Raw genomic sequence first — 18,750 nt, 5'->3', positions numbered from 1 at the left:
GTGCGCCGAAAACAGGGGATGCCACGAGAACAGGCCGATCCGTGCGGGATCGGCCTGTTCTCGGCTCATCGCCTGTTCTCGTGACGCGGGTTGGGCGCGTCCGCGGCGGAGGCGGGTCCGCGCGGCGTCAGCGTCGTCGGGCCGCGGGAAGGTCGATCGGGCCGGTGACCGACAGCTCGTTCTCCCAGACCTCGATCCCGCGGACCCCGGGCAGCCGCGCCTGGGTGAAGACCGGGTCCAGACCCTCCCGCCGTTGCTGGGTGTAGTCCTTCAGCAGCCTGAACGCAACGCCCGAGAGCAGGGCGATGGCGACCAGGTTGACGATGGCCATGAATCCCATCGCCCCGTCGGCGAAGTTCCAGACGACGTCGGCCGAGACGAGGGCTCCGGCGAACACGGCCGCGATCGCGAAGAGACGGTAGCCGAGGAGCACGGCCGGGCTCGAGGTGATGAACTCGATGTTGGTCTGGCCGTAGTAGTAGTTGCCGAGGATCGAGCTGAACGCGAGCAGGAAGATGATGACGATCAGCAGGATGTTCGACCAACTGCCGAGTGCGCCGACGACCGCCCCCTGCGTCAGCCCGATGCCCCTCTCGGCGCCCGCGAGATCGGGCACCGAGACGAGGATCAGGAATGCCGTGATCGAGCACACCAGGAACGTGTCGAAGTACACGCCGAGGGTCTGCACGAGACCCTGTTTCACTGGGTGCGTCACGGCCGCGCTCGCGCCGGCGTTGGGTGCCGAGCCGAGCCCCGCCTCGTTCGAGAACATGCCCCGCTTGACGCCGGTGAGGATGATGTAGCCGAGGGCTGCGCCGACGATCTCGTTCAGGCCGAACGCCGAGGTGAAGATCAGCGCGAACACGCTGGGCAGGCGCTCGATGTGGATGGCGACGATCACGAGCCCGAGGAGCAAGTACAGCAGCGCCATGACGGGGACGAGCGTCTGCGTGACGGAGGCGATCCGACGGACGCCACCGAAGATGACGAGTCCCATCAGGACCGCCAGAGCGGCCCCGATGACCACCGGGAGCCACGCTGCGGAGTCGTCGCCGAAGCTCCCCGAGATGGTGGCTTGGATGGTGTTCGCCTGCAGGGAGCTGAAGGCGATCGGGAAGCAGATGATGAGGATGACGGCGAACAGCACACCCATCCATCGCGCGCCGAGTCCGCGCTGCATGTAGTAGGCGGGGCCGCCGAGGAACCCGTCCTTGTCCCGCGTCTTGTAGAGCTGCGCCAGCGACGACTCGATGAAGGCGGATGCACCACCCACGAAGGCCATCAGCCACATCCAGAAGATCGCGCCGGGGCCGCCGATCGCGATGGCGGTTCCCACTCCCGCGATGTTGCCGACGCCCACCCGCGAGGCTGCGGAGATCGTGAACGCTTGGAACGAGGAGATGGACTGCGGTTCACCGGTCTCGGTGCGCGGCGTCCGATCCTTCAACGTCCGGAACATCTCGGGGACCAGGCGAAACTGCACGACCCCGGAGCGGATCGTGAAGTACACGCCGAGGCTGACGACGATCGGGAGGACGATCCACGTCCACAGGTTGTCGCCCCAGGTCAGCAGCCACGCGTTTACAGCATCCATCCGCACAGTATGGTGACCGCGACCGCCGCTCGCCAGTTCACCGCGGGCGCGAGCGCCGACGCCGCGTGCCGCGAGGGAGCCCCGGGCGGCGCGGATTCGCCGCGCCCGTGGCATCCCCCCTTCCGCCGATTCCGCCCTGCGGGCCGCGAACCACGGAAGGATGGAGAGGTTCGACATCCCCCTCTCCGAGGAGCCCCATGCACGTCAACGCTTACGCGGCGTCGTCCGCGACGTCCCCCCTCGAGCCCACCACGATCGAGCGGCGCCAGGTCGGCCCCGCCGACGTCCTGATCGACATCGCCTACGCCGGCATCTGCCACTCCGACATCCACACCATCCGTGGCGAGTGGGGCGAGGTTCCCTATCCGCTGACCGTCGGTCACGAGATCGTCGGGACGGTCGCCGAGGTCGGATCCGACGTCACGAAGCACGCCGTCGGCGACCGCGTCGGCGTCGGCTGCATGGTCAACTCGTGCCGCGAGTGTGAGAACTGCCGCGCCGGCGAGGAGCAGTACTGCCTCAACGGCAACATCGGCACCTACGGCGCGATCGACCGTGACGGCACCGTCACCCAGGGCGGTTACTCGCAGAAGATCGTCGTCGACCAGGACTTCGTGCTGCGCGTGCCCGAGTCGATCCCCTACGAGGCGGCCGCGCCGCTGCTGTGCGCCGGCATCACGACGTATTCGCCGCTGAATCACTGGAACGCCGGCCCCGGCAAGAAGGTCGCGATCGTCGGTCTCGGTGGTCTCGGGCACATGGCCGTCAAGATCGCGCACGCCATGGGTGCCGAGGTCACGGTGCTGTCGCAGACGCTCAGCAAGAAGGACGACGGCCTGAAGATGGGCGCCGACCACTACTACGCCACGAGCGACCCCGAGACCTTCCGGACGCTGAAGAACACGTTCGACCTCATCGTCAACACCGTCAGCGCCCCGCTGGACCTCAAGCAGTACCTCGGCACGCTGACGCTCGACGGCACGATGGTCAACGTCGGCGCCCCGCCCGAGCCCCTGCCCATCCAGGTCTTCACGCTGTTCACCAACCGCCGGTCCTTCGCGGGGTCGTCGATCGGTGGCATCCGCGAGACGCAGGAGATGCTCGACTTCTGCGCCGAGAAGGGCATCGCGCCCGAGGTCGAGGTCATCCCGGCCTCGGCGATCAACGACGCGTACGAGCGCGTGCTGAAGAGCGACGTGCGCTACCGCTTCGTCATCGACGCCGCGACCCTCGCCTGATCCCCCGCCCCCTCCACCGATAAACGCCGATCCTTCCGGGAAACGCTGCGTCGCAGCGTGTCTCGACAGGATCGGCGTTTATCGCGGGGCGCGGGGCGCAGGGCGCCGGGCGCAGCGCAGGGCTGAGTCAGGCCTGGCCCAGCGCGGCAGAGACCACCGCGCGGGCCTCTTCCTGCACCTCGCGGAGGTGCTCCTCGCCGCGCAGCGACTCGGCGTACAGCTTGTAGACGTCTTCGGTGCCCGAGGGGCGCGCGGCGAACCACGCGGACTCGGTCTGCACCTTGAGGCCGCCGATCGCCGCGCCGTTGCCCGGCGCGTGCGAGAGCTTCGCGACGATCGGCTCACCGGCCAGCTCGGTCGCCGTCACGGCCTCGGGCGAGAGCTTCGACAGCGCCGACTTCTGCGCGGGCGTCGCGGGGGCGTCGACGCGCTGGTAGGCCGAGGCGCCGAACTGCGCCTCGAGCTCGGCGTACCGCTGCGACGGCGTCTTGCCGGTGACCGCGAGGATCTCGGCGGCGAGCAGGCACAGCAGGATGCCGTCCTTGTCGGTGGTCCAGACAGTGCCGTCTTTCCGAAGGAACGATGCCCCCGCCGACTCCTCGCCGCCGAAGGCGACGGATCCGTCGAGGAGGCCGGGAACGAACCACTTGAAGCCGACCGGAACCTCCAGCAGAGTCTTGCCGAGGGCGGATGCCACCTTGTCGATGATCATCGACGACACCAGGGTCTTGCCCACCGCGGCATCCGCGGGCCAGCCGGGGCGGTGCGAGAAGAGGTAGTCGATCGCGACGGCGAGGTAATGGTTGGGGTTCATGAGCCCCGCGTCGGGGGTGACGATGCCGTGGCGGTCGGCGTCGGCGTCGTTGCCCGTGAGGATGTCGTAGTCGGCGCGGGCCGCGACGAGCGACGCCATCGCCGAGGGCGACGACGGATCCATGCGGATCTTCTCGTCCCAGTCCAGCGTCATGAACTTCCACGTCGGGTCGACTTCGGGGTTCACGACGGTGAGGTCGAGGCCGTAGACCTCGGCGATGAGCGCCCAGTACTCCACCGAGGCGCCGCCGAGCGGGTCGGCGCCGATGCGGACGCCGGCGTTCTTGATCGCGTCGACGTCGATGATGGATGCCAGATCCCGGACGTACGCGTCGCGGAAGTCGTACTGGCCGAGGGTGTCGAGGTCGATGTCGGCGTGACGCGTGCGGTGCACGCCCTCGAGGCCCGCGGCGATGAGCTGGTTCGCGCGGTCGGCGATCCACCCCGTCGCGTCGGTGTCGGCGGGGCCGCCGTGCGGCGGGTTGTACTTGAAGCCGCCGTCGCGCGGCGGGTTGTGCGAGGGCGTCACGACGATGCCGTCGGCGCGACCGGGGTCGTCCGCAGCGCGGTCGCGGTTGTAGGTGAGGATCGCGTGGCTGAGGGCGGGGGTCGGCACCCACGAGTCGCGCGCGTCGACCCGCACGTCGACGCCGTTGGCCACGAGCACCTCGATCGCACTGCGCTCGGCCGGCAGCGAGAGCCCGTGCGTGTCGCGCCCGAGGAAGAGCGGACCGGTGATGCCCTGCGTGGCGCGGTAGTCGACGATCGCCTGCGTCGTGGCGAGGATGTGGTCCTCGTTGAAGCTCGTACTCAGCGACGAGCCCCGGTGCCCGCTCGTGCCGAACGCGACGCGCTGCTCGGGCACGGTGGCATCCGGTTTGCGGTCGTAGTAGGCGGCGATCAGTTCGTCGATGTCGATGAGATCGGATGCCTCGGCGGGCTGTCCTGCGCGACTGCTCATGCCCACAGTCTGCCCGCTGCGCGGCCCTCGCGCACACGCTCGGAGGCATTCGCGCCGCAGAAGATCCCATGAATGCCTCGTGCGCGAGAAGCCTGCCCCGCTGGATCCGGGCGACCATCGGGCGATCGGCACCGGTCCGGGTCGTCGTCATGTGGTGCCCGCGGGTGCCGGGGATGGATAAAGTCTGAACGGGGAGGGATCGTGAGACGTATCGGTGTCGTCGACGACCACGATCTCGTGGGACTGGCCTTGCGCAACCTCGTCGATGCGTCGACGGGGCTGAGCTTCGCGCGCCACGAGCGGACCGTTCCGGCGATGACCCGTGCAGCACGCGACGCCGACCTGGTGCTCCTCGACCTCAGCCTGCGCGATGACAGCACGCCGCAGGAGAACGTCGAGGCGCTGCGGCGCTGGGGGGCGCACGTGCTCGTGCTGACCTCGGCCGAGAACCCCTACCTCGTGCGGGAGGCCTCGCGTACCGCCGCGCTCGGCATCGCACGCAAGTCGCTGCCCGGCGACGACCTCGTGACGGCCATCATCGACGCCGCCGAGGGGCGCCACGTCCCCACGACCGAGTGGGCGTCGGCGCTGGACTCGGATCCCGGACTCACCGCCGCACCGCTGACCGCCCGCGAACGCGAAGTGCTCTCGCTGTACGCCTCGGGGATGGGCGCGCGCGAGGTCGCCGCCACGCTGTGGGTGAGCGAGAACACCGTCAACGACCACTTGCGACGGATCAAGGCCGTCTATCAGCGTCTCGGGCGACCGGCCCCGAGCAAGGTGGATCTGTATCGGCGCGGCATCGAAGACGGGTTCCTCCCCGTCCCCCGTCGTGACTGAGGCTCCCGGCGTCGGCCCCGCCGTGCGGGCCACCCAACGCGCCCTGCTGCTCGCGGTCGCGGTGTCGATCCTCGCCTCGGCCGCGGCGGCTGTCCTGGTCGTGTCGACCGTCAACGAGGCCGCGGCGCCCTCGTGGTGGTCGGCGGTGATGATCGTCGCCTTCGCCGTCCTGCTGGCGGGAGGGGGGATCAGTGCGCTGCTGGGTCCCCGAGTCGGCCGCCGCGTCGCGGGGACGGCGGTGGCGGTCTTCGCGGCCACGGTGCTGGCCTACCCTGCCGCCGGCCTGGCGGCGGTCGAAGCCGGCCAGGAGGGGACGATCCCGTGGCTGCTGACCGCCGTCTCGGCCCCGGCGCTCGCGGCTCTGGTCGCGGGCGGATGGCGGTGGGTGGCGTCGCTGCTCTCGCTCTGGTTGGTGGTGGTGGTGTTCTCGCGCTTCCTGCTCGGCGGGTATTCGCTCACGGGGCTGGCCAACGACACCCAGGCGCTGCTGTCGGCGGTCACCACGTGCGCGGTCGCCGCGGCCGCCCTGCGTGCCGCCGTCCACGTGGACCGCTCCGCCGAGCAGACGGCCGTGGCTGCCGTGGCCGAGGCGGAGGAACGTGCGCGTCTGTCGGCGCGATCGCGCGCGGCCGCTTTCGTCCACGACGAGGTGCTCGCCGCTCTCCGCGGCGTCGCCGAGGCCCAGCCCGAGACGGAGGCGGCCGTGCTGCAGCAGGCCGCGCGCGCCACGGCGACCGTCGGCGACCGTCCGCGGTCCGCCGATCTGGTCGACCGTCTGGGAACACTCGCCGCCGCGACCGGCGCCGCGCTGCACGCCGAGCGCGCGCCGGACGCGGCGCCCTGCCCGCCGGAGGTCGCCGACGCGCTCGTCGCGGCGGCAGCCCAGGCGTTGGAGAACACCCGACGCCATGCCCCGGGCGCCCGCTCCCGCGTCCGGGTCGACCTCGAGTCCACGGGCGGGCGGATCGAGATCACGGACGACGGCCCCGGCTTCTGCCCGCGGCGCGTGGCGACGGATCGACTCGGGATCGCCGTGACCATCCTCGGCGTGCCCGGGCGGATCCCCGGAATGGAGGCCGAGGTCGACAGCGCCCCGGGCGAGGGGACGCGCGTGCGTCTGCGGTGGAGTGTTCCGGAGCCGTTCGCGGAGGACCCCCGCGTCGAGGGGTTGTCGCTGCGCACGCGCGAACGCCTGGTCGGATCGCTCTTCCTCGTGACGCAGACGGCCGTCGCGGCCGTCGCGGCGGTGCAGGGCGGTCTCGCCGGTTCGGGTGCGGTGTCGCTCGCGATGCTCGGGGTCCTGCTGGGGGTCGCTGCCCTCGTCGGCCGGGCACGCGGCGAGATCACCCGAACGCGCGCTTTCGCGGTCGTCGCGGCGCTGTGCGGGTTCGTCGCTCTCGGCCTCACCGGCATCCCCGCCCCGATCACGTACGGGTCGGCGTGGTTCGTCACGGCGGCGGCGTTCGTGCTGGTCTCGCTGGCCCTGCGGGGCCGCGGCGACGCCGCGCTGACGGGGGCCGGCATCCTGCTGTCGTTCCTGGGCATCGACGCGATCGGACGCGTGGCGGATCTGCCGCAAATGCTCGGGATCGGAACGCGGGTGGCGACGGTGGTGTGCTTGAGCGTCGTGTTCGTCGCGATGTTGAAGCAGTTGCGCCGGTCCGCCGCGAGCCAGGCCGAACGCCGCATCGCCTCGGCTCGACGCGCGGCGTGGGACGCCGCATCCCACGCCGAGCTGCTCGCCCACCTCGCGGAGGTCGAGTCGTTCGCCCGGCCGTTGCTGGAGCGTGTGGTCGCGGCCGGCCGGGTCGCCGACGACGACCGCGCCGAAGCCCGGGCGGTCGAGGGCCGCTTGCGCGACGGCTACCGGGCGGGGCGACTGCACGGCCACGGGATCGCGGATGCCGCGATGCGGGCACGCTTGCGCGGTGTCGACGTCGTGCTGCTCGACGACGGCGGCACGGTGGGGCCGTCCGAGGCGTGGCTCCCGGCGCTGGCCGATCTCGTGCGCGACCGCTTGTCGACGGCGCGACGGCGCATCGTCGTGCGCGTGCTCCCGCCCGGGCGTGCCGACCTGGCGCACGTCGTGACGGACGGTCGGTTGACGGTCTACCCCGCGGCGGTGTCCCCCGCGGGGGCGACGTCGATCGGAGTCCAGGGCGAGTAGTCGCGGTCGAGGATCGAGCGTTCCGGGTTCTGCCCGCGCGACCACCACCGCGCTTCGTAGCCGGTGCCGTCGAGCAGGACGCGGTCGCCCTGGTTGTACAGCACGTCCGCCTGCCACTCGGGGTACGTGCCGTCCGGCAGCTGCGGCAGCGTGAAGGGACGATCGGATGCCAGAACCGGTCCGAGGTAGCTCCATGCGGAGGCGGTGGTGTCCAGCATCGGATCGTCCGGCGGGGTGCCGTCCTCGTTCCACCACTTCGACACGTAGACCGAACCGTGCCACACGACCTTGATCCCGCGGGAGTAGAACGCCGTCGAGCTCCAGACCGGATACGGGCTGGTCTTCGGATCGTCCTCGACCACGGGCTGGTCGGGGGCGGGGCCCGCGGCCTCGACGCGGCCGAGATAGCCCGTGGACAGCACGTCGGCGAACGACTCGCCGCTTTGCTCCACTCCGCTGCAGCGGGTCGACACCGTCCCGGTGAAGGGGTAGTTGGACCCGCACGTGCGGTCGCGGTTGAGCGACCACATCGACATCCGCGCGAGTCCGCGTTCGCTCGCGAACGACACGAGTGCGCGCGCATCGTCGAGCGTGAACGTCTCGGTGGGCACGTCGTTGCGGCCGATCATGGGCGTGGCGCCCATCACCGCCCACACCCCGCCCGGCGGCAGGTCGACGTCGGCGCGGTCCCAGAGTCCCTGGAGCTGGGCGGCCGTGGCATCCAGAGCGCCCTTCGAGACGGAGACGAGGTCTCGAGGCGCCTGGATGCCGTAGTTCATGGTCATCGCGTTGACCCCGGTGAGCTGCACCCCGGCGTCGAGCATCGTCGACACGAGGTCGCGCCCCGCCGCTGTCAACCCGTCGGGCGCGACCGGGAGCGTCACCCACACCTCGAGCGGGTCGTCCGCGGGCCGCTCCCGTTGGAGGAGCGCCACGGCGGCGGCGCGTCGCTCGGTGGCTGCGCGGTCGTCGAGGGCCTCGCCTTCGATGTCGAGGTCGATCGTGTCGGTGCCGTAGCGATCGATCACCGTGCCGTAGGCGGTGGCGAGGCTCGCGGGGCTCGCGCATGCGCGGGCGAGTTCGGTGTTCACGGCGCCGCCGAACGAGACCGTCACGGGGCGCCCTTCGCGGCGCAGACGTTCGACGCGGCGATCGAGGTCGAAGCGGGTCGCGGCGTCGTCGAGCGTGTACGCCTTGCCCCACGTCGGCGTGCACTCGGTGTCCGAAGCGGCGACCACGAAGGCCAGGACCGCACCCCCGGGCGAGGTCGCGAGCGCGCTCTCGGCCAGTTCCGCCCCCTGATCGAGGGTGACGTCGTAGTAGCCGGCGAACCAGCGCTCGTCGAGGGGCGTGCCGGTCACCGGGAGCGTGATCGGAGGAGCGACGGCGGCCACCCCGACTCCGATCAATGCCGCTCCGCCCAGGAGGCTCGCCGCGACCCGGGCCCACGACACGCGCCGCCCCGAGAACCGCTGGCGCTTGCGAGGACTCATCCGGTCACCGGTTCGATCAGCCCGTCGTCCAAGACGCGTCGCCAGGCGGGCACGGAGTCCTCTTGCGTCGCCGCGGCACGCGCGCGGACGGGCACCCAGATCCACTCCAGCCACCCGTTCCACAGGTCGGCGATGGCGTTGCGGACCCCGACGAGCCGGACCATCGCCCCGACCACGCACACGGCGGTGAAGGCGGCGAAGGCGGCGGCGATCCAGGATCCCTCGCCGACCGAGCGGACGGCGACGATGATCGAGGCGGCGGCGACGACGAGCGGGGCCAGGATCAGCAGCGCCCCCGCCGGCGTGCGCGGGCCCTCCTTGGGGGTGCGGGCGAAGGCGACGCGGTGTCCGGTGAAGGCCTGCGCGATCGAGCCGATCGTGCCGGCGAGGTTCACCGCGAGCAGCAGCAGGTTCAGCCCGTACACCCCCAGGATGTCGCGGCGACGGTAGCCCAGCATCCGCAGATCGTGCGCCATCTCGACGAAGTAGGGCAGGGCGATGAGGATCAGGACGATGCTGACCAGTTCACCGTTGAGCGGCACGACCGTCAGCAGCACCAACAGCCCGGCCGTCACCCAGGCGATCGAGCCGAGGTAGTTGGTGCGCAGCAGCATCTCTGCCGTGCGCAGGGGATGGCCGGCCGCCCGGCGAGCCGCGGCGGTCCTCCACAGCGCCGGGAGCACGAGCAGCCCGCCGTTGGCCCAGCGGCGGCGCTGGACGACGAGAGTGCCGAAGTCCGGCGGCGTGGCGCTGTAGCTCAACCGCTCGGGGTAGTTCACCAGCCGCCAGCCGTGTCCGATGACGTCGATGCTGGCCTCGGTGTCCTCGATGACGGTCCGTCCTCGGATGAAGCGGACGACCTCCCGGCCGTCGACCGTCTCGACGGTGCCGAGGTCCTCGAGCAGCGACCACCGGATCACCGCGTTCGCGCCGACCCAGAACGTGGCGTCGAACGCCGTCAGCCCCTGGTGCACCAGGTGCTGGAGGTCGGTGGTCGCGCCGGCGAGGCGTTCGATGGCGCTGCGCCGACCGCGATAGGCCGAGTAGGGGGTCTGGATCACGCCGACGCGTTCGTGCCCGGGCTGCTGCAGCGCGTGCAGGAGGCGGGCGGCGTACTCGGGCAGCAGCATCGAGTCGGCGTCCAGGGTCATCACCGCGTCGCACACCGGCACGTCGACCACGTGCTCGATGCCGTCGAGGTCGCGCAACTGGTGGACGCCGCCCACGAGCGCCAGGTAGACGTTGAGGTTCGCCGCCTTGGTCGGCTCGTGCGACAGCGACGGGAAACGCTTGCGCTCGAACACCTCGATCTCGGCGCCGAGGATGCGCGTCAAGCGTCGGGCGAGGGACTGCACCCGCGTCGACGACAGAATCTCTTCGTCGACGTCTCCGGCCTCACCCAGCGCGTCCGCGACCGAGCCCAGATCGTCGGCGAGCGACCCCAGCACCTGCTCGGCGAAGAACGTCTCGACGTGTCCGTCCCGGGGCTCGGCGGTCGCGCACTCGCGTGCCCAGCGCGCGACGGTCGCGTAGGCCTCGGCGACGACGCGACGGGCCTCGGGTGCGGGCAGCGTCCGGGCGCGCGTCACGGCGTCCTGCGCACACTCCCGCGGGGCGGCGAGCTCGAGGCGGATCTCGTCGGCGATCGCCCGGGTGCGGGCCACGCGGTCGCGCAGCGCCGGGTCGTCGCCGGGAGGATCGTCCAGCAGCAGCACCACCCGCAGGTGCGGAGCCTCCTGCAGCGCCACCGACCACAGCGCCATGCGCACGTAGGCGGGGTCCTCGCCGTACGAGGGCAGCAGGGCGAGGACGCGGACGTCGTCGTGGTCGAATCCCTCGTCGATGTCGGCCCGCCGGGCGCGTCGGTGCGCCGCGAGCCGGGGGAGGGCCCCCACGCGAGCCAGGAGGTACATGCTCGCCGAGAACGTCAGCATCGTGACGGAGATCAGGAACAGCGCCGTCCCGAGCAGATGCCACACGTCCACGAGTGCCCCGCCGCGTGACAGGGTGACGACGACGGTGGTCATGTACAGCAGCCACAGCGCGACGCAGATCACCAACGCGACCCGCGAGCGTGCGATACCGGCCGCCGTGGGCCGGGGATGCAGGGCGCCAGGGGTGGGGTCGACGGGGACGGATCGCGGGTGTCGACGCCGGGGTGTCGTGCGGGCACGGCTCATCGTTGATCAGGCCTCCTCACCCGCGCGGTGCTGAAGCGCGCGGGTCGTGCACTGCCCGCTTCGGGTCGGCGGGTGCGTTCATTGTCCCGGTCGGCGCTCGCGGTGCGTCGCTGCATCGGCCCCCTATTCCGGTGGTTCTCTCCGATGGCCGACGGGGCCCGTGCGGCGGACGGGACTAGGCTGAGCCGGTGCTGCCCGACACCGAGACCGCGTCCGTCCGCCGTACCTACAGCTATCTCGGCCCGGCGGGAACGTTCACCGAGGCGGCCCTGGCGCAGGTTCCCGAAGCGCGCGACCAGATCTGGCGACCGGTCCGCAACGTCGGCGAGGCGCTCGCCGACGTCGTCGAGGGGCGTTCGGATGCCGCGATGATCGCGATCGAGAACTCCGTCGACGGGGGCGTCTCCACCGCGCAGGACGCGCTGGCCACCGTCCCCGGGCTCCGGATCGTGGGCGAGTACCTCGTCCCGGTCAACTTCGTGCTCGTCGGCCGGCCGGGGATGACTCTCGCCGACGTCTCGCTCGTGGCCGCGCACCCCGTGGCTTACGGCCAGTGCCTCGGGTGGCTCCGCGATCACGTCCCCGCGCACGCGCACCTGCCCGCCGCCAGCAACGTCGCCAGCGCCCTGGGTGTGCTCGACGGCACGAGCGGAGCGGATGCCGCGATCGCAGCGCCCGGGATCGTCGCCCATCACGACGTCGAGGTCCTCGCCGAGAGCATCGGCGACAACGCCAACGCCGTCACCCGGTTCGTGCTCGTGAGCCGCACCGTGGCCCCCGCGCCGCCGACCGGGGCGGACAAGACTTCGCTCATCGTCGAACTCCCCGAGGACCACCCCGGTGCGCTGCTGGAGCTGCTCGAGCAGTTCGCCACCCGGGGCATCAACCTGAGCCTGCTGGCATCCCGCCCCATCGGCGACGCGCTCGGGCGCTACCGCTTCGTGATCGACGCCGACGGGCACGTGCACGACGAGCGCATGGCCGACGCGCTGCTCGGCCTTCGCCGGTTCAGCCCCAAGGTGATCTTCCTCGGGTCGTACGCGCGCGCCGATCGCGCGATCGTGCGGTACCCGCAGCGGTACTCCGACGACGTGTTCGTCGAGGCCCGCGATTGGCTGCGCGGCCTGTTGAGTGGCGAGCCCGAGGCGTAATCCCGGCTCCGCGCCCTGCGAAGATCGCGAGACTGCATCCGCCTGACATCTCCACTGCAGGCTGCGAGGCAGATGTCACGCGGATGCAGTCTCGGCGACAGCGCGGCCCCCGCACCGGCGACCGACCGGCGCTCGGTCCCGACTCAGGCGGTGACGGGAGCCGCGGCCGCCACGAGCTCGAGCGTCTGCGCGCGGCCGTCGGCGGAGTCCAGAGGCTCGTTGTCGTACGCGCCTGCGACGGGCGAGAGCATGATCTCGTCGACGTCGTAGCGCGCGGCGAACGCCGTGAGCTGTGCGCGCACGTCGTCGCCCGTGCCGACGAACCACTTCTGCCGCGTCGAGGCCATGATCGACTCCGCCATCGCGTCGAACGGCTCGGCCTTCGCCTGCTCCACCGTCTCGAGAGGGACGAGGGGCCGGTTCGTCCGCAGCCGCGCCATCATGCGCAGCTGCGGCAGGGCGCGGTCCTCGGCCTCGGCCGCCGTCGGCGCCGCGACGACGTTGGCCGTCACGAAGGTGCGCGGACCCTCGCCCGACTCGTTCGGCTGGAACTGGTCGCGGTACAGCCGCAGGGCGTGCTCGAGGCCTTCGCCGGCGAAATGGTTGGCGAAGACGTACGGCAGGCCGAAGCTCGCGGCGAGCTGCGCCGAGTAGTCGCTCGATCCCAGCAGCCACACCTGCGGCATCCCGGATGCCAGCGGCGTCGCCTTCACCTGATACTCGGTGCCGGAGGTGAAACGCACCGTCGCCCCCTCGGGCGAGGTGAGGGCCATGATGTCGGTGACGTGGTCGGGGAAACGCGAGACGTCGCTCGTCGTGCCCGAACGGTTCAGCAACTGAGTGATCACCGGGTCGCTGCCCGGGGCGCGTCCGATGCCGAGGTCGATGCGGCCCGGGGCCAGGGCTTCGAGGGCGGCGAACTGCTCGGACACGATGAGCGGAGAGTGGTTGGGCAGCATGACGCCGCCGGAACCGACCCGGATGCGGGCGGTCCGAGCCGCGGCCGCCGCGATGAGCACCGGCGGAGTCGTCGACGCGACGGCGGGCATGTTGTGGTGCTCGGCGAACCAGTAGCGGCGGTAGCCGAGGCGATCGGCCCGCTCGACCAGGTCGAGGGAAGCTGCCACGGCCTGGGCGCTGGTCTGGCCGGCGCGCACCGGGACGAGGTCGAGGACCGAGAAGGAGGGGAAGGCATCGCTCACCCCGACGTCAACCTGCGGCGAGCGGTGGGTATTCCGATCCCCCGACGACCGCAACCCCCTCGGCATCCCTCTCCGCCCCCGCCTACCGTGACCGGCATGGGCGACGCACATTTCATGGTCCGGACGCAAATGGTCGTCAACGATGCCGTCTTCGCGCTCGCGCAGGGGCAGGACGTCGAGGATCTGAAGAAGAGAATCGAGAACGCCGTGGATCACGGCGGCCGATTCGAGTCGTTCGTCGTCGTGGGCAACCGCGAGATGAGCATGCTCTTCTCATCGCGTACGGCGGTCACGTTCTCGGTCGAGACGGTCAGTGACGACGAGCGCGACAGCGGCGACGCCGATTCTCCGTTCGGCGGCTTCTTCGACGAGTGAGCGGACGCTCAGGGTTCTCCCAGGCCCGGGGCGTGACGAATACCCGGTGCCGAGCGTCTCCTCAATGACTTCGCGGAACAGCCGGTTCCGCACAACACGGAAGGAAGCGCCATGGCTCAGAACACCCCGACCACCGCCCCCACCACCCCCGTCTCGGCCACCCAGGGAGGCGGCTCGACCGTCGTCGTGGATGCCGTCATCGCCAAAGTCGCCGGTATCGCGGCCGCCTCGGTCCCCGGCGTGCACTCTCTCGGCGGCGGTGCGGCCCGGGTTCTCGGCAACATCCGTCAGGCCGTCGGCGCGAAGGACTACGCCCAGGGGGTGAGCGTCGAGGTCGGCGAGACCGAGGTCGCCGCCGACATCGCGATCCAGGTCGACTACCCCGAGCAGCTCCAGCGCGTGGCCTCGAACGTCCGCGCCGCCGTGCACGAGGCGATCACCGAGCTCGTGGGCATGAAGGTCGCCGAGATCAACGTCACGGTCGTCGACGTGTTCATCCCGGGCGACGACGAGGACGAGGACACCACCGCGGACGCTCGCGTCAGCTGATCCCCGCACCGGAAAAGGGGCGTCGACATCGGTCGGCGCCCCTTTCGTGTGCGCGCGCGACTCAGCCGGCGTTGCGCACCCGGTCGTACGCGTCGAGTGCGCGCTGCCGCGTCTCTTTGAGGTCGACCATCGGCTCGGGCGCTCCGCCGTCGAGGTGCTCCGGCGCCCACCGTCGGATGTACTCGTCGTGCGGATCGAACTTCTCGCGCTGGGTGTCGGGATTGAACACGCGGAAATAGGGGGCGGCGTCCGCCCCGGATCCCGCGACCCACTGCCAGTTGAACGGATTGCTCGCGGCATCCGCGTCGACCAGGCAGTCCCAGAACCACTCCTCGCCGTGGCGCCAGTCGATGAGCAGGTTCTTGGTGAGGAAGGATGCCGTGACCATGCGCACGCGGTTGTGCATGACCCCGGTGTGCCAGAGCTGCTTCATCCCGGCATCCACGACGGCGATCCCCGTCTCGCCGCGCTGCCATGTCTCCAGGTGCGCGCGGTTCAGACGCGGCCAGGGGAAGGCATCGTACTGTTCGCGCCAGTTCTTGGTCGCCAGATCGGGGGAGTGGAACAGCACGTGCCAGGCGAACTCGCGCCAGATGACCTCGGAGAGGAAACCGGTCGCCGACTCGGCGTGCTTCCCCGACCCACGGTGCTCGATCGTGTCGTGCCAGATCTGGTACGGGCTGATCTCGCCCCAGCGCAGCCGCGGGGACAGGTTCGAGGTCGCGCCGCCCGCGAAAGCGTCGCGTGAGAACGCGTAGTCGCCGAGGTCGTCGTCGAGGAACTCGCGCAGCCGCGCCTTCGCGGCCGGCTCGCCGGGCTCCCACGTCTCGCGCAGGCCGCCGGCCCAGTCGGGCTTCGTCGGGAGGAGACCCCAGGTGCCGAGGTCCTCGGACTCCGGCGGCGAGGACGCCCCCGGGATCGCGCGGGCCTCGGGGAGCGGCGCGCGCGGCGCGGGCATCTTCTCGACCGCGCGACGGTAGGGCGTGTACACGCCGTAGGGCGTCCCGGCGCCGGTCCGCACGGTCCACGGCTCGAACAGCAGGTTCGCGGCGAACGACGCGACCGTCACCCCGTCGCCGCGCAGCTTCTCCTTGATCCCGGCATCGATGTCGCGCTCGGCGCCGCCGTAGCGGCGGTTCCAGAACACCGCCCCCGCCCCGGTCTCCTCGACCAGTGCGGGGAGGACCTCCGCCGCGCGTCCGCGCCGCAGGGCCAGCACGGAGCCGCGCTCGCCGAGGCGTTCGGCGAGGGATGCCAGTGAGTGGTGCAGCCACCACCGCGCGGCCCCGCCGAGGGGCCGTACGCCCGTCGACTCCTCGTCGAGGACGTAGAGACCGATGACCGGTTCCCCCCGGTCGATCGCCGCGCGCAACGCCGGATGATCGGTCAGCCGCAGGTCGTCACGGAACCACACGAGAGACGGAGAAGCCATCCTCCGACGCTATCCGGCCGGGTTTCGGCCTCGCCGGGCTTGACACGCCGCGGCGCCGTTCCGGCATGTCGCCAGATCACGTGATCTGGCCGAAGGCGCGCGATACGGCGCGCCACGAGGCGTGGTCTCGTCCAGATCACGTGATCTGGACGCCTCCCGCGACCCCTACAGCTTCGACGTGTCGTGGCCGGTGGGGAGGACCACGGCGAGGCCGCCCTCGACGATGCGCGTGTAGATGCGGGTCGCCTCACCGAACTCGTCGCCGTCCAGCTCGATCGGCTGCGCGGGGGCGGTGGCCAGCTCGATGCCGCTCCCGCGCAAGTAGCGCACCGACGAGTCGCGGCGGCGCTCGAGCACACGGCGGCCGGCGCGGAAACGGCGCAGCACCGAGTTGTCCCACCAGATCTTGCGCCACACGCCGATCCAGCCGAGCGGCCCGGTGGGCTGGATGACGGCGACGTCGAGCAGGCCGTCGGCGATGGATGCCTCGGGGATCAAGGCCACGCCGCCGGGAAGCGCGCCGCAGTTCGCGAACAGCACGCTCTGCACCTTCGCGGAGTGCAGGCGGTGACCGTCGAGCTGGTACATGACGCGGAAGGGCTTGGCGTTGACGAGCGAACGCGCCGCACCGTCGACGTACGCCACCCAGCCCACCGACTTCTTCAGCTCGGGGCGGGTGTTCTGGATCATCGCGGCATCCAGTCCCATTCCGGCCATCACGACGAACCCGTGCTCCTCGACGGTGCCGTCGGCGCGGCGGATGCGGGCGATGCCGGTGTCGGTGGCGTGCACCTTGCCGTCGAAGGTCGCGCGGATCATCGTGTCGGCGTCGTCGAGCGGAAGGTTGAGGTTACGGGCGAGCAGATTGCCGGTGCCGCTCGGCACGATCGTGAGAGGGATGCCGGTCGAGGTGAGGGCCTCGGCGACCGCCCGGACGGTGCCGTCGCCGCCGGCGACGAGCACGGCATCCACCTCTTCTTCGAGGGCGGCACGGGTGGCATCGTCACCGAGGTCGTCGACAGTGGTCTCGTAGAAGAGCGGTTCCGCCCACCCCGCGGCGGCGGCGAGTTCGCTCACGCGGGGACGCAGCACCTCGGGGTCGACCTTGGTAGGGTTGTAGACCAGCGCGGCGCGCTTCTTCGATGTCGGCTCGGCGTCCATGGGGGCGTCGTCGCCGTCGGGCGAGACACGCCGGGCCTCTCCCTCTTCCCCGTCGGAGGTGTCGGGCTCGACGTCGCCGGGCTGATGGATGACGTCGTCGGGATCGGCCGCGCTCTTGGGGTCGTTGTCGGCGGCGACGGTGTCATCCTCGTCGTCCTCCTTGAGGCTGGCGTCGTGGAAGTCCTCGTGCGAGCCCTCCGAGGCCGCCCGGTCCTTCTCGGCCTCGGGGGAGACGGTTTCGTCGTTCTCGGGGGCGTCCGCGTCGTCGCGCGGTTCTTCGGGGGCGGCCATGGCATCCACCATAGGACCGGCGCCGACGAGGCCCGTCCGCGCGGACGGGGGTTGACCCGCGGGCTGCGGGATGCGCCGGACGGGGAGTGTTCAGGATGCCGCCCTCGGGTGTTCTTCCGGCGGGTCTACTCTCCGCGCGTGACGTTGTTCGAACAGCCGCCGCGGCGGCCGGTGCGGCCGGTCGACGACGGGCCGTTCGCGGCTCTCGCGCGAGCCCGGCGGCGCCGTCGATGGTGGACCGTGACGGCGGTCGGCGGGGCGGTGCTCCTCCTGATCGCCGGGGTCGTGGTGGGCACCGGGGCGGACCGGGTCGTCGTCGATCAGGTCGCGGCGTGGACCGGACCGAAGACCCTGCCCGCCGACATCTCCACGGTGGCCGATCGGGCGTTCCTCTCCGAGGGCGGACGTGCGCTGCTGACCGAAGTGGGCGCGCGCGAGGCCCATGGCGACGATCTGAGCGACGCCTGCGGGGGAGCGGACTCCGTGGCGGACCACGTGATCGACGGCTGTTTCACGCCGAAGGGGATCTTCGTCTTCGTGCCGACCGACGCTCGGGTGGCGGATGCCGCGGTGACGACGCTCGCGCACGAGCTTCTGCACGCAGCGTTCGTCCGGCTCGGCAGGGGGGAGGTGTGGCGCGTCCGGGACCTTTTGCACGAGGCCATCGAACGGGTCGCATCCGATGACCCCGTCCGTCAGCAGATCGACTGGTCCGTCGGTGATCACGAGGAGCTTCGAGATACCGAGCTGTTCGCGTACCTCGGCTCCCAGGTGCGGCCGGACGGCGGCTTCGCCCCCGAGCTCGAAGAGGTGTACGCCCGGTATTTCACCGACCGCGCCGCGCTCGTCGAGGTCCAGCATCGCGTCACGGCGCAGGTCCAGCAGCTGATCGCCGACTACGAGGGCGCTGTCGACGAACTCACGCGCACGACGACGGATGCCGCGAACGCACACGCCCTTCTCGAGAACGACCGGCAGACGTACGAGCTGAACCGGCAGAGTTACCAGGGCGACGCCGATCGGTATAACGCCATGGACCCCGTCGAACGCGGGCGCTTTCGGGTGGAATGGTCCAATTCGGACGGCTCGGCGTACAGCGGCACGTGGTCGGAGGTGCTCGCCGCTCGGTTGGCGGATCTGGATAAGCGTCATGCCGACCTGGAAGCCCGCGCCGTGGCCGTCGAAGCCGCGGATGCCGCGGCCGTCGCGCGGCGCGCCGAGATCGAGGCGCAGTTCGCCGATGTGCTGACCGTGACGCAGGCCCTCGATCCCACCGCTTCCGGCTCATGAGGCGCGGAATCAC

Annotated in this window: 14 protein-coding genes; 7 read left to right on the top strand and 7 right to left on the bottom strand. The window is 71.1% G+C overall.

Features of this window, described 5'->3' with window-relative positions; genetic code table 11:
• Nucleotides 1-127: 127 nt before the first annotated feature.
• Nucleotides 128-1,594: an alanine/glycine:cation symporter family protein gene (locus AC3E6M_RS12665; protein ID WP_490530100.1), complete on the bottom strand. Its 1,467-nt coding sequence runs from the start codon at nt 1,592-1,594 to the stop codon at nt 128-130.
• A gap of 197 nt (nt 1,595-1,791) precedes the next feature.
• Here AC3E6M_RS12665 and AC3E6M_RS12660 point away from each other — a divergent pair, with 197 nt between their 5' ends.
• Nucleotides 1,792-2,832, top strand: a complete 1,041-nt coding sequence (locus AC3E6M_RS12660) for an NAD(P)-dependent alcohol dehydrogenase (RefSeq protein WP_490530099.1) — start codon at nt 1,792-1,794, stop codon at nt 2,830-2,832.
• A gap of 127 nt (nt 2,833-2,959) precedes the next feature.
• Here the strand turns inward: AC3E6M_RS12660 and pgm are convergent, their stop codons facing one another.
• Nucleotides 2,960-4,606 (bottom strand): phosphoglucomutase (alpha-D-glucose-1,6-bisphosphate-dependent), encoded by a 1,647-nt coding sequence (gene pgm, locus AC3E6M_RS12655; RefSeq protein ID WP_138176740.1) that lies wholly within the window; start codon nt 4,604-4,606, stop codon nt 2,960-2,962.
• Between the two features lie 201 nt (nt 4,607-4,807).
• On the opposite strand from pgm, the gene AC3E6M_RS12650 reads away from it, so the two are divergent.
• Together AC3E6M_RS12650 and AC3E6M_RS12645 are read left to right on the top strand one after the other, a co-directional pair.
• Entirely contained in the window at nt 4,808-5,446 is a 639-nt protein-coding gene (locus tag AC3E6M_RS12650; protein WP_490530098.1) for a LuxR C-terminal-related transcriptional regulator, read from the top strand.
• Nucleotides 5,439-7,613, top strand: coding sequence for a hypothetical protein (locus AC3E6M_RS12645; RefSeq protein WP_490530097.1), 2,175 nt, complete (start codon nt 5,439-5,441; stop codon nt 7,611-7,613). Before AC3E6M_RS12650 ends, AC3E6M_RS12645 begins: the two co-directional genes overlap by 8 nt.
• Here AC3E6M_RS12645 and AC3E6M_RS12640 read toward each other — a convergent pair.
• The gene (locus tag AC3E6M_RS12640) at nt 7,556-9,106 is read right to left on the bottom strand and encodes a chitinase (protein WP_490530096.1); all 1,551 of its coding nucleotides are present in this window, start codon (nt 9,104-9,106) and stop codon (nt 7,556-7,558) included. The genes AC3E6M_RS12645 and AC3E6M_RS12640 overlap by 58 nt on opposite strands.
• The gene (locus tag AC3E6M_RS12635) at nt 9,103-11,286 is read right to left on the bottom strand and encodes a glycosyltransferase family 2 protein (RefSeq protein ID WP_490530095.1); all 2,184 of its coding nucleotides are present in this window, start codon (nt 11,284-11,286) and stop codon (nt 9,103-9,105) included. The genes AC3E6M_RS12640 and AC3E6M_RS12635 overlap by 4 nt, the downstream gene beginning before the upstream one ends.
• A 188-nt stretch (nt 11,287-11,474) precedes the next feature.
• Between AC3E6M_RS12635 and pheA the strand changes: the two genes are divergently transcribed.
• A complete protein-coding gene (gene pheA, locus AC3E6M_RS12630) occupies nt 11,475-12,437 on the top strand; it encodes a prephenate dehydratase (protein ID WP_490530094.1) in 963 nt (320 codons plus the stop codon).
• A gap of 143 nt (nt 12,438-12,580) precedes the next feature.
• Here the strand turns inward: pheA and AC3E6M_RS12625 are convergent, their stop codons facing one another.
• A complete protein-coding gene (locus AC3E6M_RS12625) occupies nt 12,581-13,639 on the bottom strand; it encodes an LLM class flavin-dependent oxidoreductase (protein ID WP_490530093.1) in 1,059 nt (352 codons plus the stop codon).
• A 96-nt stretch (nt 13,640-13,735) separates the two neighbouring features.
• Here AC3E6M_RS12625 and AC3E6M_RS12620 point away from each other — a divergent pair, with 96 nt between their 5' ends.
• Both AC3E6M_RS12620 and AC3E6M_RS12615 read left to right on the top strand, forming a co-directional pair.
• On the top strand, nt 13,736-14,014 hold the full coding sequence (locus AC3E6M_RS12620) for a hypothetical protein (protein ID WP_394529645.1): 279 nt from the start codon (nt 13,736-13,738) through the stop codon (nt 14,012-14,014).
• 111 nt (nt 14,015-14,125) lie between these two features.
• The gene (locus AC3E6M_RS12615; RefSeq protein WP_394529644.1) at nt 14,126-14,563 is read left to right on the top strand and encodes an Asp23/Gls24 family envelope stress response protein; all 438 of its coding nucleotides are present in this window, start codon (nt 14,126-14,128) and stop codon (nt 14,561-14,563) included.
• A gap of 61 nt (nt 14,564-14,624) precedes the next feature.
• Here the strand turns inward: AC3E6M_RS12615 and AC3E6M_RS12610 are convergent, their stop codons facing one another.
• Both AC3E6M_RS12610 and AC3E6M_RS12605 read right to left on the bottom strand, forming a co-directional pair.
• Nucleotides 14,625-15,995, bottom strand: a complete 1,371-nt coding sequence (locus AC3E6M_RS12610; RefSeq protein WP_490530092.1) for a cryptochrome/photolyase family protein — start codon at nt 15,993-15,995, stop codon at nt 14,625-14,627.
• Between the two features lie 165 nt (nt 15,996-16,160).
• Nucleotides 16,161-17,447, bottom strand: coding sequence for a diacylglycerol/lipid kinase family protein (locus tag AC3E6M_RS12605; RefSeq protein ID WP_490530091.1), 1,287 nt, complete (start codon nt 17,445-17,447; stop codon nt 16,161-16,163).
• 138 nt (nt 17,448-17,585) lie between these two features.
• On the opposite strand from AC3E6M_RS12605, the gene AC3E6M_RS12600 reads away from it, so the two are divergent.
• Complete coding sequence (locus AC3E6M_RS12600) at nt 17,586-18,737, top strand: hypothetical protein (RefSeq protein WP_490530090.1); 1,152 nt, start codon at nt 17,586-17,588, stop codon at nt 18,735-18,737.
• The last annotated feature ends 13 nt before the right edge of the window (nt 18,738-18,750 follow it).

The organism is Microbacterium sp. SCPM-O-B-15248 (M128), assembly GCF_058214835.1.
The sequence above is the reverse complement of the archived record's forward strand: the minus strand, read 5'-3'. Positions and strand labels throughout refer to the sequence as shown.

Coding starts and splice junctions, on each gene's coding strand:
- AC3E6M_RS12660 (WP_490530099.1), top strand. CDS start 1,792: ATGCACGTCAACGCTTACGCGGCGTCGTCCGCGACGTCCCCCCTCGAG.
- AC3E6M_RS12605 (WP_490530091.1), bottom strand. CDS start 17,447: ATGGCCGCCCCCGAAGAACCGCGCGACGACGCGGACGCCCCCGAGAAC.
- AC3E6M_RS12620 (WP_394529645.1), top strand. CDS start 13,736: ATGGGCGACGCACATTTCATGGTCCGGACGCAAATGGTCGTCAACGAT.
- AC3E6M_RS12640 (WP_490530096.1), bottom strand. CDS start 9,106: ATGAGTCCTCGCAAGCGCCAGCGGTTCTCGGGGCGGCGCGTGTCGTGG.
- pgm (WP_138176740.1), bottom strand. CDS start 4,606: ATGAGCAGTCGCGCAGGACAGCCCGCCGAGGCATCCGATCTCATCGAC.
- AC3E6M_RS12610 (WP_490530092.1), bottom strand. CDS start 15,995: ATGGCTTCTCCGTCTCTCGTGTGGTTCCGTGACGACCTGCGGCTGACC.
- AC3E6M_RS12615 (WP_394529644.1), top strand. CDS start 14,126: ATGGCTCAGAACACCCCGACCACCGCCCCCACCACCCCCGTCTCGGCC.
- AC3E6M_RS12665 (WP_490530100.1), bottom strand. CDS start 1,594: ATGGATGCTGTAAACGCGTGGCTGCTGACCTGGGGCGACAACCTGTGG.
- AC3E6M_RS12635 (WP_490530095.1), bottom strand. CDS start 11,286: ATGAGCCGTGCCCGCACGACACCCCGGCGTCGACACCCGCGATCCGTC.